A 19,021-nucleotide genomic window follows, 5' to 3' on the forward strand; every position below is an offset into this window, starting at 1 on the left:
ACATTCTAATATAAAGCTACCCAATTTTCAATGTACGAAATAACAAAACTTTTACTATATATAAGGAATGAGTGCAACAAAATAAGGGAGATGCTATCCCCCTCATAAAAATTATTATTTGAGACCTAACTTAGCTTTGTTTGTATCCACAATTTCTTGTTGCAATGCGACGAGTTGGTCAAAGCCCAGAGCATCGCGTTCTGCAACAAAGTCGGCAAATATCTGATCAAACGTTGCTTCATCTGCTGCACGAATCAGCGCCGGTAAAGTTTCGCCCCATAGAGTTCCAACTTTTAGCGCAATCTTTTCTTCTTCAGAGCCGATAGGAGCAGTGAGCCCGCCGTATTGTGATGCAAAGACAGTATAAGGATACGCCCATTCTTCGAGTTGTGCCAGCGGTTCTTGCGTTGGAGCGCTCCATTGAAGTTGCATAGGGAGATCTTGAAGCATCCAGAAGGTGTCCTCAGCTCCATATTTCCTATCATAGGAAACTCGATCAGACATAAGTAGTTCGGTGACTTCTGGTTTAGTGATATGTTCACCATCTACCACGTCATACATCTCACCTTCTATGCCGAGCTTGATGAGCTTTTGTCCATGCTCACTCATCATATAGCTTAAAAATTGGATGGCACGATCGGGTTCTTCACAATTTTTAGAAATTAAAGTAACGGTCCAACCTTGGATGCCAACGCCAGGAAGCACGTGGTCATCTCCTGCAGAATTCTTTGGCCCATCAATTGCTAAATAAACAGTATCTGGATCGTTTGCAAAAAGAATTTGTTGCTGCGCGGCAAAGTCGGTGCGCTGATATAGCATAGAGAAGTAGCGACCCTGAGCTTGCTTTTCTTCCATTTGCGGCCTGCCATCAATAAATACATCATTGGCTATTAAACCATCTCTCCAAGCCTGATTGAGAGTTTTCAACCAAATAATATATTCTGGATCTGTAGTTCTATCATATAATTTGCCATCTTTCTCAAATGGAATAGCCAAAAAGTCTTGCAACCATACATCTAAAGATGTGTTCCCAACTGAGCTAAATCCATTGGCACCAAAAGGAATAAGAGGTTGCCCATTCACTTCGGGGAACATTTCTTGTGCCGCACTAAGCGCATCCAAAAAGCCCTCTGGAGTGGACATATCAGGGCTGCCAAGAGCTTCGTACATATCCTTTCGTACTGCAAAGATTGGGTTCGCTGCAATGTTATCGTACATCTCATAGTCTTCTGGTGTATAGGATGAATTTGGATATTGGTATAAATGCCCATCTGCACTAGTATACCAGCCCACTCTAGAATCATTAGTAACTTCAAAGAAATATGGGTCATACATTTGTGCAAGCTCATCTAACGCATAGACCATCTCGGCGTCTATAATTTCTGGAATTTGTCCTTCCCACCAGCCGAGTGTAATAATGTCTGGTAATGTATCAGAAGCAATCATCGTGTTTAATTTTTCTGCTTCGTTTCCAGCTGGAACTACAAAGTTGACTGTAACGCCGGTTTCCTCTGTAATCTTTTGAGAAGTCATATCCTCTCCCCAAGGTGTCGTAAACCAAGAAAAGTTGACATACCAGTCTAATTCTGTGGGTTCATTATTAAAAGTCCAACCAGGGATATCTGCAGAAACGGCATATTCTGGTGCTGTCAATTCTGTACTCGAAGAATCATCAGATCCGCATCCCACAAGCAACGTCATTCCTATCAATCCTAATAAAAATAAATTTTTCTTCATATCTAAATCCTCCTTTTATTCTTTAACAGCTCCGATAAGCATTCCTTTAACAAAATATTTTTGCAAGAAAGGGTATACACAAATTATAGGGAACGTCGTGATAACCATAGTAGACAATTTGATTGCAAGGGAAGTTGTAGTTTTGACGACATTTGTGGCAGAAGCGACCATTTGATTTGAGCCAGATTCGGCAACTATGCGATATAAGAACGTTTGGACAGGTTGCAAGTCGGCATCATTTATATAAATTACTCCCGAAAAGTAGTCATTCCAGTGATAGACACCAGTAAATAATGCGATGGTTGCAAGGACTGGCTTCGACAAAGGCAATATGATTCTAAAGAAGATGACAAGGTCGTTGGCACCATCTATAGATGACGACTCCTCTAGTGCGCTTGGAATTTCTTTGAAGAAGTTTACGAAAATTATTAAGTTAAAAAAGTTGAATAACGATGGCCAAATATATATCCAAAAGCTATCTAATAGCCCCAAATTTTTATATAGCAAGAACGCTGGTATTAAGCCCCCGCTAAAAAACATTGTGACTGTACCCATAGCTATGTAGAACTTGCGTCCTATTAAATTGCTCTTAGAAAGTGGGTAGGCAACCATTGCAGTAAAAAGCACATTTGTCACTGTGCCAACCAGAGTTCTTGCAATGGTGACGCCAAATGACTTCATAAGCCCAGTGTTTGCAAATACCGCTGTATAGTTTTCGATGGTAAATTTGCGTGGCCACCAAAATATGCCCCCTAACATGGCATCTGCGCCCTCGTTAAATGAGTTAACTAGGATATACCAAATTGGATATAGCGTGATAAAACAGATGAATAACATTAAAACATTGTTTACGCAGTCAAATACAATTTCACCATTGGTTCGATTTGATCGTCTCATACTTTCCCTCCTTTTTTAGAATAATGAACGCCCTTGTAATTTTTTTGTCGTAAAGTTAGCGATAATTAATAAAATCATAGCAATAACAGATTTGAACAATCCGATGGCAGTTGCATAAGAATATCTTCCCGCACGCATACCCATTTCATAAACATAAGTGTCGATCACCTGGCTAGCATCTGCGTTTAGTACATTGCCTAGTAAGAAAATTTGGTCAAAATTGGAATTTAACATTCCGGCCACTGCCAAGATGAACATCACCGCGATAGTGCCTTTGATTGCAGGAACAGTAATGTGCCATATTTTTTGAATCTTGGTTGCGCCATCGATCGAAGCCGCCTCATACATTTGTTGATCGATTCCAGATATGGCAGCCAAATATATAATTGCAGACCAACCCAGCTCCTTCCAAGTATCAGAAATTATAGTGAGCCCCCAAAAATACTTCGGATCCGCCAAAAATGCGATCGGGGCATCTATGATTCCAACTGCAACGAGAATTTCGTTGATCATCCCAGTCTCAGAAAGCCAAGTGATCAATAGTCCTCCAAGCACCACCCACGAAATAAAGTGTGGCAAATATGAAATCGTTTGAATAGATTTTTTATAGCGTGCATTTTTAACTTCATTCAAAAGTATTGCAAAAATAATAGGTAGCGGAAAGCCTATCAATAATTTGAGTAAGCTGATTCCTAACGTGTTTGTCATAACGTTAAAAAACTTGGGATCAGTAAAAAACTCTATAAAATGCTCGAATCCCACCCAATCGGCTTCCCATATTGATCGTGTAATTTTATAATCTTTAAACGCTATCACAATTCCTGACATAGGTATGTAATTAAAAACGAACATCCATAAAATTCCAGGAAGCACCATTAGCTGCAAATATTTCTGCCCCCATAATTTTTTTAGTAAACTTTTTTTTGATGATTTCTCCATAAACTCCCTCCTTCGTTTATATAATTTATATATATTTATATTATATAATACAAAATTAAATTTTGTGAAGTGAAATATTTGCTTTTTTAGTATTAAATTTTTACTAATCTTATTTAAATAGCAATAAAAAAATGGCCAAGAATAATCCGGCCATCCAAATTTATAATTAGACAAAACTGTGCGCTGCGTTAACCATAGCCTGAATATTAGCCAAAGGAATGTTGGGTGCAAGATCGCAACCTGGCATCAACAAAAATCCTCCGCTTCGTCCAGCAACTTTGGCGCGCCCGAGGCAATGCTCAAACACTTCGTCGGCAGTTTTAATTTGTAACACATCATAAGGATTCATGTCTCCACAAATAGCGTAATTTCCTCTAGTTAACGGAAGCGCTTCTTCCAAATTGAGAGTATCCACAGAGAATGCTGCGATTCCAGAATCCAAAAGAGGTTTGATTCGAGCCCTGGTATTGCCACAAATATGCAACAAATATTTAACGTTTAACTTATTCAATGCTGCAACCATTCCAGTAACAGAAGGCAGAGCATATTCCTCAAACATTCCAGGGCTAATCATGTCTCCAGAAGAAACAGGGTCCCCAACCATAATAACATCAGCGCCATATTCAACCAAGAGTTGGGCAAATCTAGCAATCAATTGTGTTGAAAATTCTATAATTGCCACTGCGCTATCTTCGTCATCATATGCTTGCGTCAAGAAGTTTTGGACACCCACCATCATTCCAGCAACGGTGAATGGCCCCCAAGATACTCCAACAATAACTCGCTCGTCGCCGTAATGTTTTTTGAGTAACGGAATCAACTTCAAGCCAGCAACAAACTCATCATCCGCCAAAGCCTGATTAATAAGTTCATCTACTGAAAAATTTTTGATCTCATCCAAAGTTTTTAGCGGGGGTTTGCTAATCTCAAATGCTTCTCCAACTTTGTCATACTGGATTTCGCCTCCCATATATTTCAAAAAGAAATTCGATATATGAGCATTTGCGCATACATTATCAACTGCAAATTCATCAAAAGCTTTTATAACATGAGAAGCTCCAAAATCCGCTGCATTGAGGAGATCCTTGTGCGAGATTTGATCGCGCTTGACAATCCAAGTGTATCCATCCAGAACTGCAACAGGCAGTCGGGGTGTTTCCTCAAAATTCAGTGCCCCCAAAAAAATTTCCTTACCGGTCATATCGTTCCCTCCTAATATTATCTTGCATATATTATAGCTCGATTAGCACCCAAAACATTATAAATTTTAACTATAAACTTAAAATATTTACTGTACATGACCATAAAAATTAAAAACTTAGCGCTTCGATGCCTGGCTAACTAGTTTAATAACCATCAAACATGCTACAACAGTTAACGCCTGAACAGTTAAAGTTTTGTAGAACTTGCGTTTGAGAGCAGATTTGTTAATAGGTTGTTTAATAACTTTGGCAATTTTGAGTTCGCCAGCCAAATCGGAGTCGATATGTTCGGCTCTGAATACTGAAATCGCAAGGTCAGCAGGGGGTTCGATAAAATCCAAAATGGCATTATCTTCCAAAAGGTGAGCATCGACAAACTCTTCAAAAGCAGTTACATCAATGGCTCTGTCATCAAATTTATCAGCATCATCGGAGGCATTATCAGCATGAGAAGCCGCGGTAGTTGCCGAAGATTTCTTAGCATTATTAGAAGCATCAGCATGAGAAGCCGTAGTTGTTGAAGATTCATCAGCATCATCGGAGGCATCATCAGCATGAGAAGCCGCGGTAGTTGCCGAAGATTTCGTAGCATTATTGGAAGCATCTTCATGAGAAGCCGCGGTAGTTGCCGAAGATTTCGTAGCATCATCAGAAGCATCAGCATGAGAAGCCGTTGTAGTTGCCGAAGATTTCTTAGCATTATCAGAAGCATCGTCATAAGAAGCCGCGGTAGTTGCCGAAGATTTCTTAGCATTATCAGAAGCATCAGCATGAGAAGCCGTTGTAGTTGCCGAAGATTTCTTAGCATTATCAGAAGCATCGTCATGAGAAGCCGTTGTAGTTGCCCAAAATTTACCAGCATTATCAGAAGCATCAGCATGAGAAGCTGTTGTAGTTGCGATAGATTTGTGTGCTTCAGCTAGAATGTCATCAATCTTAGAAACAGATTCATCAGTATTATCAGAAAGAACATGAATTTCAGAGGTCAATTTAATTGCAGCTGGAGCAGTTTCATCAGCATTATCAGAAGCATCTTCATGAGAAGCCGTTGTAGTTGCCGAAGATTTCGTAGCATTATCAGAAGCATCTTCATGAGCAGCCGCGGTAGTTGCCGAAGATTTCGTAGCATTATCAGAAGCATCGTCATGAGAAGCCGCGGTAGTTGCCGAAGATTTCTTAGCATTATTGGAAGCATCAGCATGAGAAGCTGTTGTAGTTGCGATAGATTTGTGTGCTTCAGCTAGAATGTCATCAATCTTAGAAACAGATTCATCAGTATTATCAGAAAGAACATGAATTTCAGAGGTCAATTTAATTGCAGCTGGAGCAGTTTCATCAGCATTATCAGAAGCATCAGCATGAGAAGCCGTGGTAGTTGCCGAAGATTTCTTAGCATTATCGGAAGCATCATCATGAGAAGCCGCGGTAGTTGCCGAAGATTTCGTAGCATTATCAGAAGCATCTTCATGAGAAGCCACTGGAGTTGCCGAAGATTTCTTAGCATTATCAGAAGCATCATCATGAGAAGCCGCGGTAGTTGCCGAAGATTTCGTAGCATTATCAGAAGCATCGTCATGAGAAGCCGCGGTAGTTGTTGAAGATTCATCAGCATTATCAGAAGCATCGTCATGAGAAGCTGTTGTAGTTGCGATAGATTTGTGTGCTTCAGCTAGAATGTCATCAATCTTAGAAACAGATTCATCATCATTATCAGAAAGAACATGAATTTCAGAGGTCAATTTAATTGCAGCTGGAGCAGTTTCATCAGCATTACCAGAGGCATCATCAGCATGAGAAGCCGTAGTTGTTGAAGATTTATCAGCATCATCGGAGGCATCATCAGCATGAGAAGCCACTGGAGTTGCCGAAGATTTCGTAGCATTATCAGAAGCATCAGCATGAGAAGCCACTGTAATTGTTGAAGATTCGTCAGCATCATCGGAGGCATCATTAGCATGAGAAGCCACTGTAATTGTTGAAGATTCGTCAGCATCATCGGAGGCATCATCAGCATGAGAAGCCACTGTAATTGTTGAAGATTCGTCAGCATCATCGGAGGCATCATCAGCATGAGAAGCCACTGTAATTGTTGGAGATTCGTCAGCATCATCGGAGGCATCATTAGCATGAGAAGCTACTGGAGTTGTTGAAGATTCATCAGCATCATCGGAGGCATCATCAGCATGAGAAGCCACTGTAATTGTTGGAGATTCGTCAGCATCATCGGAGGCATCATTAGCATGAGAAGCTACTGGAGTTGTTGAAGATTTATCAGCATCATCGGAGGCATCATCAGCATGAGAAGCCGTTGTAGTTGCCGAAGATTTCTTAGCATTATCAGAAGCATCGTCATGAGAAGCCGCGGTAGTTGTTGAAGATTCATCAGCATTATCAGAAGCATCGTCATGAGAAGCCGCGGTAGTTGCCGAAGATTTCGTAGCATTATCAGAAGCATCTTCATGAGAAGCCGTTGTGGTTGCCCAAAATTTACCAGCATTATCAGAAGCATCGTCATGAGAAGCCACTGGAGTTGCCGAAGATTTCTTAGCATTATTGGAAGCATCGTCATGAGAAGCCGCGGTAGTTGTTGAAGATTCATCAGCATCATCGGAGGCATCATCAGCATGAGAAGCCGTAGTTGTTGAAGATTTATCAGCATTATCAGAAGCATCGTCATGAGAAGCCACTGGAGTTGCCGAAGATTTCTTAGCATTATCAGAAGCATCAGCATGAGAAGCCGCGGTAGTTGCCGAAGATTTCTTAGCATTATCAGAAGCATCGTCATGAGAAGCCGCGGTAGTTGCCGAAGATTTCTTAGCATTATCAGAAGCATCGTCATGAGAAGCCGCGGTAGTTGTTGAAGATTCATCAGCATTATCAGAAGCATCTTCATGAGAAGCCGTTGTGGTTGCCCAAAATTTACCAGCATTATCAGAAGCATCGTCATGAGAAGCCACTGGAGTTGCCGAAGATTTCTTAGCATTATTGGAAGCATCTTCATGAGAAGCTGTTGTAGTTGCGATAGATTTGTGTGATTCAGCTAGAATGTCATCAATCTTAGAAACAGATTCATCATCATTATCAGAAAGAACATGAATTTCAGAGGTCAATTTAATTGCAGCTGGAGCAGTTTCATCAGCATTATCAGAAGCATCATCAGCATGAGAAGCCGTAGTTGTTGAAGATTTATCAGCATTATCAGAAGCATCGTCATGAGAAGCTGCGGTAGTTGCCGAAAATTTCTTAGCATTATCAGAAGCATCAGCATGAGAAGCCGCGGTAGTTGCGATAGATTTGTGTGCTTCAGCTAGAATGTCATCAATCTTAGAAACAGATTCATCATCATTATCAGAAAGAACATGAATTTCAGAGGTCAATTTAATTGCAGCTGGAGCAGTTTCATCAGCATTACCAGAGGCATCATCAGCATGAGAAGCCGTAGTTGTTGGAGATTTATCAGTATTATCGGAAGCATCTTCATGAGAAGCCGTTGTGGTTGCCCAAAATTTACCAGCATTATCAGAAGCATCGTCATGAGAAGCCACTGGAGTTGCCGAAGATTTCTTAGCATTATCAGAAGCATCGTCATGAGAAGCCACTGGAGTTGTTGAAGATTCATCAGCATTATCAGAAGCATCGTCATGAGAAGCCACTGGAGTTGTTGAAGATTCATCAGCATTATCAGAAGCATCTTCATGAGAAGCCACTGGAGTTGCCGAAGATTTCTTAGCATTATCGGAAGCATCGTCATGAGAAGCCGCGGTAGTTGTTGAAGATTCATCAGCATTATCAGAAGCATCGTCATGAGAAGCCGCGGTAGTTGTTGAAGATTCATCAGCATTATCAGAAGCATCGTCATGAGAAGCCGCGGTAGTTGCCGAAGATTTCTTAGCATTATCAGAAGCATCAGCATGAGAAGCCGCGGTAGTTGCCGAAGATTTATCAGCATTATCAGAAGCATCTTCATGAGAAGCCGTGATAGTTGTTGAAGATTTATCAGCATTATCAGAAGCATCGTCATGAGAAGCCGCGGTAGTTGCCGAAGATTTCTTAGCATTATTGGAAGCATCGTCATGAGAAGCCGTTGTAGTTGCGATAGATTTGTGTGCTTCAGCTAGAATGTCATCAATCTTAGAAACAGATTCATCATCATTATCAGAAAGAACATGAATTTCAGAGGTCAATTTAATTGCAGCTGGAGCAGTTTCATCAGCATTATCAGAAGCATCAGCATGAGAAGCCGTAGTTGTTGAAGATTTATCAGCATTATCAGAAGCATCTTCATGAGAAGCCACGGTAGTTGTTGAAGATTCATCAGCATTATCAGAAGCATCTTCATGAGAAGCCACTGGAGTTGCCGAAGATTTCTTAGCATTATCGGAAGCATCTTCATGAGAAGCCGCGGTAGTTGTTGAAGATTTATCAGCATCATCGGAAGCATCATCAGCATGAGAAGCCGCGGTAGTTGTTGAAGATTCATCAGCATTATCAGAAGCATCGTCATGAGAAGCCACTGTAACTGCCGAAGATTTCTTAGCAGCATTATTAGAGGCATCATCAGCATGAGAAGCCGTTGTAGTTGCCGAAGATTTCTTAGCATTATTGGAAGCATCGTCATGAGAAGCCGCGGTAGTTGTTGAAGATTCATCAGCATCATCGGAGGCATCATCAGCATGAGAAGCTGTTGTAGTTGCGATAGATTTGTGTGCTTCAGCTAGAATGTCATCAATCTTAGAAACAGATTCATCATCATTATCAGAAAGAACATGAATTTCAGAGGTCAATTTAATTGCAGCTGGAGCAGTTTCATCAGCATTATCAGAAGCATCGTCATGAGAAGCCACTGGAGTTGTTGAAGATTTATCAGCATCATCGGAGGCATCATTAGCATGAGAAGCTACTGGAGTTGTTGAAGATTCATCAGCATCATCGGAGGCATCATCAGCATGAGAAGCCAATGGAGTTGCCGAAGATTTCTTAGCAGCATTATTGGAAGCATCGTCATGAGAAGCCACTGGAGTTGTTGAAGATTCATCAGCATTATCAGAAGCATCAGCATGAGAAGCCGCGGTAGTTGCCGAAGATTTCTTAGTATTATCAGAAGCATCGTCATGAGAAGCCGTAGTTGTTGAAAATTCATCAGCATCATCGGAGGCATCATCAGCATGAGAAGCTACTGGAGTTGTTGAAGATTCATCAGCATCATCGGAGGCATCATTAGCATGAGAAGCTACTGGAGTTGTTGAAGATTCATCAGCATCATCGGAGGCATCATCAGAATGAGAAGCCACTGTAATTGTTGAAGATTCGTCAGCATCATCGGAGGCATCATCAGCATGAGAAGCTACTGGAGTTGTTGAAGATTCATCAGCATCATCGGAGGCATCATCAGAATGAGAAGCTACTGGAGTTGTTGAAGATTCATCAGCATCATCGGAGGCATCATTAGCATGAGAAGCCACTGTAATTGTTGAAGATTCGTCAGCATCATCGGAGGCATCATCAGCATGAGAAGCCACTGTAATTGTTGAAGATTCGTCAGCATCATCGGAGGCATCATCAGCATGAGAAGCCAATGGAGTTGCCGAAGATTTCTTAGCAGCATTATTAGAAGCATCATTAGCATGAGAAGCTACTGGAGTTGTTGAAGATTCGTCAGCATCATCGGAGGCATCATTAGCATGAGAAGCTACTGGAGTTGTTGAAGATTCATCAGCATCATCGGAGGCATCATCAGCATGAGAAGCTACTGGAGTTGTTGAAGATTCATCAGCATCATCGGAGGCATCATCAGCATGAGAAGCCACTGAAGTTGTTGAAGATTCGTCAGCATCAATATCAGTAATTTCAGGCTCGTAAACTTCATGAACTTCGTATTCAGCGGCAGTTTTGCCAGTGATAGAGATGGCCTCAATTTCTTCGAATGACACGGTTGCAATGCGTTCTTTTTCTATGAAAGCAGCAGGCGCGACTGTAGATTCAGCTATTTTTGCTTTTTCCTTCAATACCATTTTAATGGAAGAATCTTTTATTCTAACAGCTTTCTGATCGTCGGCTTCATTAGCAATACATAAATCATAATCAACGCATTTGGTGCAAATTGTCAGGTCAAAATATAATTCTTGCCCATTTTTTACTTTTTTAGACACAATATCTTCATCTTGAACACATTTTTTAACAGGCTTATTCTTTTCCAAGACCAAATAATCAAGTCCTTGCTTGTATAAAACTTTATCTGGCTTATTTTCTTTGGTAGAAGTTGCGTGAAGAGCCTGTTCCTGAGCGAAAGCAATAGCGGATGGATCCGCTGTTTCGATAAGAGCAAGACGATGCGCTTCAAATTCCCAATCCTCTTTGGAAGACAGCTTTTTGGTTGCAAAGAACTCTACATTGTAGCTCCTAAGCGTTTCGCAAAATTCAAAGGGTTCAAAATCAAATTCTTTGGATTCATAAATAAATAGATGAGATTTAGCAGCGGTAATGGCAGTGTAAAAAATATTGAAATAATGGCGGATACGATTTTTATTTGTATCTGCACCACTTAATATTTTGGCCCAATCAGCCTTGGCGGAAGACATAATATCATAGCAATAAATATTTTCGTATTCCAAACCACGAATTTCGTTGACCAAAAATAATCTACCAATAGCAATGTTATATTTTTTGGCTAATGTATTCTTAATTTTTTCGCTACCAACAACGATAGCAAAATAGTGTTTATCAGCAATGGAAGCAAAGAGAGCTTTTTGATCTTTCAACTTAACCATATGTGGAAAAGGACCATTTCTGGCACCAACTTCTGTATAATCATAAAAAGTTCTTTCGCAAAAAGACTGTCGGAGATAAGATACTTCGTTAACAAATTCTGACAGTTCTTTAATGGATCTGTAATTTATTTCAGAGAATCCGCAATACATATTGGGTGCAAATAGTGCAGAAAATGGTAAATACAGCAGTTGATTGGGGTCGCCAGTCCAAATAATTTTGGTAGAAGATAACCTAGAGATGGCAGCAATCTGTGCCTTGGTAAATTTATGAGCTTCATCGGCAATAATTAAATCGTAATCGGGAACTTTTGAGAGTCGCAAAACTTTCTTTGCAATATCATTAGCATCAAATAAATTCGATTCATCTAAAAAATCTTGATAGGCCTGAGCGAGCTTGTAAACTTGTTCTTTCGCACTGTGACTGAACTTGGAATACGGAAATTTTTTATATTCATGTAAAGGAAACAGAGTATGATGAATAGAGTAACCTTTGATTATTTCTGAGATTTCGGCAGCTATTTCTGAAATTTCCTTTTTGCTTACGATTTGAAATCCGGTTTGAGCTTTGAGCCAAGTGATAGTGGCAGCAGCAGATTGAATTTGGTCGTTAGATATACCCGCAACTTGTGCTAATGCAGCGGTCGCAGAGGTAAAATCGGCAGTGGCCGCGGGATAATTAGATTGGGCGATCTCTAAAGCAAGCCGAGAAGCAGTGAGATATAAGGTTTGTCCAGCAGTTAATTTTTCTAAAGGAAGAATAGTTTTACCAGTCCCTTTTGCCAAAAAAATTTGATTATTAAGAACCGGAGTGACATCGAGAATAGTGTGAACTTTTTTAATTGTGCGAGTAATAGAATGAGGAGCCAATTTAATATGGTTATAATTAAGTGAACGGGCATCCCTTTCCTGAGCATCATGAGTTACATAACCTAAATATACAATATTTTTTCCAGAAGCATCAAATTTAAATAGGATACGATTGGCCCTATCAAGACGGAATTTAAAGATTTCTTCACTTTTAGATTTGCGAATAGTACGAATATAATAGCTGTTGGGCATATTCCGTAGCTGATAATTGCAGTTGCGCAAATGATTTTCGAATTGTTCTAGCTTGGGAAGAATATCAACATTTTTAGGGACAGTTTTACTAAAGTTTTTTTTAAATTGCATATTAAACTCCTTTTTAATAAGTATAATTTTTATATTATGAAAATAACTAAATAGCATATCCACATACTCTGGATTATATGTAGAATATATAAAATTAGTTATTTTTTTTTCAAGGGATAATATTAACATACTTTTGAGCAAAATTCAATTATGAGGAAAATTTATGATAGATTGGATTAGAGAGGTTGACACAATAAAAAAAAAGAGTAAAATTAAGAAAGTTAGATGAAAGGAGACTATAATGAAAGAACAATTAGAAAATATAAAAAAATCGGCAACAAATGAAATAGAAACGTCAAAAACTGTGAGAGAACTCGAAGATATCAGAGTTAAATATTTAGGAAAAAAAGGAGAATTGACAGCAGTACTGAAAAGTATGAAAAACCTGTCAAAAGAAGAGCGTCCAATTGTAGGACAAGTGGCAAACGAAATTCGCGAGGCATTAGAAGCTGCATTGAAAGATAAGAAAGTTGCACTCGAAAAATCAGAACAAGATCAAAAAATAGCTAATGAAGTGATAGATATTACGCTTCCGGCAAAAAAAGTAGCAATAGGAAAAATGCATCCTCTGGATAAAACGTTAGAAGAGTTGTCTAATATATTTATTGGGATGGGATATGAAATCGTATCTGGGAGAGAAATTGAAAGCGGATATTACAATTTCGATGCATTAAATTTGGGGAAAGAGCATCCGGCGCGTGATGAGCAAGATACGTTCTATATAACAGCAGATACAATGCTAAGGACCGCAACATCGCCAGTGCAAGTTCATACAATGGAGAACCAAGAGCTTCCTATTAGAATGGTAGCGCCAGGAAAAGTGTATCGATCCGATGAAGTGGACGCAACACACTCGCCAATTTTTCACCAAATAGAAGGGTTGGTAATAGATAAAGATATTACCTTTGGAGATCTAAAAGGAGTACTGGCAGAATTTGCCAAAAAATTCTTTGGAGATAAAGTAGAAGTAAAGTTTAGACCACACTATTTTCCGTTTACTGAGCCAAGTGCAGAAGTGGATGTAACATGTGTAATGTGTGGAGGAAAAGGTTGTTCAGTATGTAAAGGAGAAGGATTTATAGAAATTTTAGGATGTGGAATGGTGCATCCAAATGTGTTAGAGATGTCGGGAATTGATAGTAGCAAATATCAAGGATTTGCATTTGGGATGGGAATTGAGAGATTGACGATGTTAAAATATAATATTAATGATATAAGATTATTTTACGAAAATGACGTAAGATTTTTGGATCAATTTTAAGAAATAACGAAATATACAGTTGCAGAAGAAAGCAACAAATTGGAGGAAAACATGAACGTACCAATGTCATGGCTAAAAGAGTATGTAAATATTGACGCAGACATAAAAACTTTTGTTGATAAAATGACTCTTACAGGTTCTAAAGTAGAAAAAGTAGAAGAAAGTGGAAAAGATATTACAAATGTAGTTGTAGGAAAAGTTGTCGCAGAAGAGAAACATCCGGATGCAAAAAGACTGCGCGTCATGAAATGTGATATAGGAGCAGAAGTGATACAAATCGTAACTGCAGCGACAAACTTGCAAGTGGGAGACGTTGTTCCGGTGGCATTAGCAGGGGCAGACCTAGCAAATGGATTAAAAATTAAGAAAAGCAATTTGAGAGGAGTAGAATCTAACGGAATGTTTTGCTCTGTGGAAGAGTTGGGTTTATCCAAAGAGCAGTTTCCAGACGCACCAGATGATGGGATCTATATATTTTTGAATCCAGAAAACATGAAATTGGGAGAAGATGCGAAGCCATACTTTGGATTGGGAGAGCAAGTTGTAGAATACGAAATTACGTCTAATAGATCTGATTGCTTTAGCATTTTGGGAATAGCAACAGAAGTGGCAGCAACCTTCGATACAGCATTTATGTTTCCTAAAATAGAAGTAGCAGAAACGAAAGAAGATGGCACAAAGCTAGCCAAGATTGCGATTGCATCGCCAGAACTTTGTAATAGATATGCAGCAAGAATTATTAAAAACGTAAAAGTAAAGAGTTCTCCGAAGTGGCTACAAGACAAATTGATATCGGCTGGGTTGAGACCGATAAATAATATTGTAGACATCACAAATTTTTTATTGCTAGAGTTTGGGCAACCAATGCATGCGTTTGATTATGATAAGTTGGCAGGGGCAGAAATAAACGTTCGACTAGCGAAGAACGGCGAAGAGATGACAACATTGTTGGGAGATACGATAAAACTGGATGATACAATGTTGATAATCGCAGATGCAGAAAAGCCTGTCGCAGTTGCAGGAGTTATGGGTGGCGAAGATACAAAAGTTACAGAAGAAACAACAACAATATTGTTTGAATGTGCAAACTTCAACGCGTTTTCGGTGCGACAAACTTCCAAAAAACTGGGAATAATGAGTGATTCGTCCAAAAAATATGTAAAGGGCATAGATCCAGAAATAATTTCTTGTGCACTCGACCGTGCGGCACAGCTAATAAATATGACAGAAGCTGGAGATGTGTTAGCAGGAGTTATAGATATTTATCCTGTTCCAAGAGAGCCGATTACAATACCATATGATGTGGAATGGATTAACTCATTTTTGGGCATCAAAATTTCGAAAGCAGAGATGGAAGCAATATTTAGACGAGTGAGATTTGTGGTAAATGCAGATGGAACAGTAACGATTCCGACAACTAGACCGGATGTAACAATGAAAGCAGATTTGGCAGAAGAAGTTGCTAGAATATATGGATATGACAAAATTCCGGTAACATTAGAAAGAGCGACACCAACAGTGGGAGGAAAAACGTACGAGCAAAAAGTAGAAGATAAGATTAAAGAAACGCTTCGAAATTGTGGAGCATATGGAATTCGCACCTATACAATAGAATCGCCAAAAACATTTGATAAATTGGGAATTGACGAGGAGCTAAGAGATGCCGTCGTGATTCAAAACCCATTGGGCGAAGACTTTAGTATAATGCGAACTACCACTGCAAATGCGATGTTAAACGCACTCAGTTTGAATAATAGTAAGCGCAACGAATCTGCCGCGTTATATGAAATTGGGAAAGTTTTTTTTAAGGCAAAAACGGAATTGGAATTGCCTAGTGAAGTAGAAAAAGTGACGGTAGGATTGTATGGACCAGAGGCAGACTTCTTTGATATAAAGGGCATTGCAGAAACGCTTATAAAAGCACTGAATATTAAAGACGCATCGTATGATAGGAACCAAGAATTGGCATTTATGCATCCAGGGAGATGTGCAAACCTGTTGGTAGGAAATAAGATTGTAGGATTTTTGGGTGAAGTGCATCCGGAAGTATTGAAAAGCTATGGATTCAGTCAAAAAGTCTATATAATGGAATTAGATTTGAGAACGTTAATCGATGTTGCGCAAACCGAGCGAGTGTATAAGCCGCTTCCAAAATTTCCAAGTATGACAAGAGACTTAGCAGTGATAGTGAGTCGAGAAGAGTTAGTTGGAGATATGATCAAATTGATAAATCAGCGTGGTGGGAAAATCCTTGTGGGCACAGAATTATTTGATGTGTATGAAGGGGAGCAAGTTGAAACGGGACAAAAATCTGTAGCATTTAACTTGGTATTTAGAGCTAAAGATAAGACATTAACCGATGAGGAAGTAAGTAAAAGCATCAAGAAAATTTTGAATGGATTAGAAACTAATTTTGCCGCGAAGTTAAGAGCATAAGTTGAAGCCTCTCTAGTGATAGGGGGGCCATTTTATTAAACTTTTAAAAATTATTTTTGTGAGAGGTTTATGAAATATAAAAAATGTCAACACTATAATTTAGTGAGCAAAAGAAATATAAGCTTACTCAATAGTGAAATATGAAAAGGTTTAAAAAATATAACAAAATAAGAGCTTCAAAAGTTTCGATAGAGGTATTAGTGTTGGAAAGAAGTTAAGGAAAAACTTTGATATCTTTTATAAGTGGAACTAGCTCACCCCTTGCTTATGTGAATGAATTAAAATATAATCATAATGATATTAATATTAATTAAAAGGGGGTATTGTAAATTGAGTTCATCTAGGCTAAAACTACATGGATTTAATAACCTAACCAAAACTTTAAGTTTTAATATGTATGACATTTGTTATACAAAAAATGAAGCTGACCGAACCGCGTATATTGAATACATTGATGAACAGTATAATGCAGATAGACTGACACATATCTTGACAACGGTGACAGAAATTATAGGAGCTAACGTCTTAAATATTGCAAAACAAGACTACGAACCGCAAGGAGCAAGTGTGACAATTTTAGTATCAGAAGGTCCTGTAAATGCAAGAGAGCAAGAGATTCAGGTACACACAGCATCTCCGGGACCAATCCCAGGTGCAATAGCAGCTCATTTGGATAAAAGTCATATAACTGTGCACACATATCCGGAATACCATCCACATGAAGGAATAAGTACATTTAGAGCAGATATTGATGTATCTACATGTGGCGAGATTTCACCCCTAAAAGCGCTTAATTATTTGATACACTGTTTTGATGCAGACATAATGACGATAGACTATCGTATTCGTGGATTTACAAGAGATATCACCGGCAAAAAGATGTTTATTGACCACAAAATTAATTCGATACAGAACTACATTCCAGATGATGTGATTAATATGTATAATATGATTGATGTGAATATCTATCAAGATAAAATTTTTCATACTAAATGCAAGCTCAAAGAATTTGACTTAGATAATTATTTATTTGGTTATACAAAAGAAGAGCTACACCCGGGGCTGCGTCGAGAAATAGCAAAAAAAGTTAAGAGAGAAATGGACGAAATTTTTTATGGTACCAACGTAAAAGACGCCATGTTCAAGATAGATGAATCATAACAAAACCCCCCTACTTAGAGGGGTACTAGATTATGTGAAAACAGAGCCGACCTGCTTTGATGTTCCGGGGCATAAGATGGGAAAAGGCATAACACATTTACCAGATTTGTGGGGAGAAATGGTATTAAAAATGGACATAAACTCTTCACCAGCAGTGGATAATCTGGCAAATCCAAAGAGTATTATTAAAGAGGCAGAAGTTTTGCTAGCAGATGCGTATGGGGCCGAGTTTGCATATATGTTAGTAAACGGATCAACCAGTGGTGTAATAGCTATGATTATGAGTGCGATATCATTTGGGGATAAAATAATTTTGCCTCGAAATGTTCATAAATCTGCGATAAACGCATTAATTCTCTCGGGAGGCATTCCAGTTTTTATAGATTCTGAAATTGATGAACAATTAGGGATATCAAATGGAGTAACACTAAGTAAGATAGCCCATGCGTTGGATTTAAATCCGACAGTGAAAGCGGTATTTGTATTGCACCCAACATATTTTGGTGTAACATCAAACCTAAAAAGCATAATAAAATTTTGTCATGAGCGAGGCATAGCGGTTTTGGTGGATATGGCACATGGGGCGCATTTTGGATTTTCGGAATATACACCTGTAAATCCAGCAAGGCTAGGAGCAGATCTTGTAACAACGAGTATGCATAAAACGGGAGGAGCACTCACTCAAACTTCTATAATTTTGCAAAATACAGGATTAATTACAAAAGAGAAAGTGCGATGCGCAATTAACTTATTGCAAACGACATCGGCATCATACTTATTGATGTGTTCGATAGATGAAGCGAGAAGGATGCTTGTGATAGAAGGAAAAGAGCGGCTAGATGCATTATATAAAATAGCGGCAAAGGCAAAAGCTGAAATAAACAGGATGAACGGACTTAGTTGTCTAATGCGGGAAGAATATGTTGAAGCAAAAGGAGTCTTTGATTTCGATGATTTAAAAATGGTTATTTCTGTAAAAGAGCTTTCAGTATCAGGATTTTTTGTATATGCATTATTGAAAGAAAAGTATAATATTCAAATTGAATTAGCAGAACCATTTGTGATCCTTGCAATTATTTCGTTTGGAGATACAGAACAAACAGTAAATAAATTAGTAACTGCACTTGCCAATATAAGTGAGTTATACTATAAAAAAGATAAAGGGAGCAAAAATACAATTCACTTTAATGAGTTTCCCAAAACAATTCTTTCTCCAAGAGATGCGTACTATTACGCCAAAAAAGAGGTTGACATAAGACAGGCAGTGGGTCAAATATGTGGAGAAGTTGTAATGATTTACCCTCCAGGGATACCAATAATTATTCCGGGAGAAAAGATTAATCGAAAGCTCATTGACTATTTTCTGTACTTAATGCAAGAAAGTGTTATGATTTTGAAGGATAGTGAAGTTGTAGAGAATATATTAATAATAGATAAAAATTTGGAGGAAA

General features: G+C 38.7%; 8 protein-coding genes and 1 pseudogene. 4 read left to right on the forward strand and 5 right to left on the reverse strand.

All coding sequences use genetic code 11. The features are described from left to right. Positions 1-114: 114 nt before the first annotated feature. The 5 genes from EPU_RS01675 to EPU_RS01695 all read right to left on the reverse strand — a co-directional run bounded on the left by EPU_RS01675 (position 115) and on the right by EPU_RS01695 (position 12,712). Entirely contained in the window at positions 115-1,737 is a 1,623-nt protein-coding gene (locus EPU_RS01675; RefSeq protein WP_010166169.1) for an extracellular solute-binding protein, read from the reverse strand. Between the two features lie 15 nt (positions 1,738-1,752). Next, the gene (locus EPU_RS01680; RefSeq protein WP_010166171.1) at positions 1,753-2,634 is read right to left on the reverse strand and encodes a carbohydrate ABC transporter permease; all 882 of its coding nucleotides are present in this window, start codon (positions 2,632-2,634) and stop codon (positions 1,753-1,755) included. Positions 2,635-2,649: 15 nt separating this feature from the next. After that, positions 2,650-3,573 carry an ABC transporter permease gene (locus EPU_RS01685; protein WP_010166172.1) on the reverse strand — a complete coding sequence of 308 codons (924 nt, stop codon included), beginning with the start codon at positions 3,571-3,573 and terminating at the stop codon, positions 2,650-2,652. 166 nt (positions 3,574-3,739) lie between these two features. Then, positions 3,740-4,774: a uroporphyrinogen decarboxylase family protein gene (locus EPU_RS01690; RefSeq protein WP_010166174.1), complete on the reverse strand. Its 1,035-nt coding sequence runs from the start codon at positions 4,772-4,774 to the stop codon at positions 3,740-3,742. Positions 4,775-4,891: 117 nt separating this feature from the next. Beyond that, positions 4,892-12,712, reverse strand: coding sequence for a midas domain-containing protein (locus EPU_RS01695; protein ID WP_010166176.1), 7,821 nt, complete (start codon positions 12,710-12,712; stop codon positions 4,892-4,894). A 241-nt stretch (positions 12,713-12,953) separates the two neighbouring features. Here EPU_RS01695 and pheS point away from each other — a divergent pair, with 241 nt between their 5' ends. The 4 genes and pseudogenes from pheS to EPU_RS14530 form a co-directional block, all read left to right on the forward strand. After that, entirely contained in the window at positions 12,954-13,973 is a 1,020-nt protein-coding gene (pheS, locus tag EPU_RS01700) for a phenylalanine--tRNA ligase subunit alpha (protein WP_010166180.1), read from the forward strand. A 51-nt stretch (positions 13,974-14,024) separates the two neighbouring features. Beyond that, positions 14,025-16,409, forward strand: coding sequence for a phenylalanine--tRNA ligase subunit beta (gene pheT, locus EPU_RS01705; RefSeq protein WP_010166182.1), 2,385 nt, complete (start codon positions 14,025-14,027; stop codon positions 16,407-16,409). A gap of 330 nt (positions 16,410-16,739) precedes the next feature. Further along, complete coding sequence (gene speD / locus EPU_RS01710; protein WP_010166184.1) at positions 16,740-17,570, forward strand: adenosylmethionine decarboxylase; 831 nt, start codon at positions 16,740-16,742, stop codon at positions 17,568-17,570. After that, a pseudogene (locus EPU_RS14530) lies at positions 17,560-18,933 on the forward strand (aminotransferase class I/II-fold pyridoxal phosphate-dependent enzyme); the annotation flags it as partial. The gene speD and the pseudogene EPU_RS14530, both read left to right, overlap by 11 nt. Between the last annotated feature and the right edge of the window lie 88 nt (positions 18,934-19,021).

Source organism: Candidatus Epulonipiscium viviparus, from assembly GCF_000171335.1.
In the GTDB taxonomy this organism is placed as follows: Bacteria; Bacillota; Clostridia; order Lachnospirales; family Cellulosilyticaceae; genus Epulonipiscioides; species Epulonipiscioides viviparus.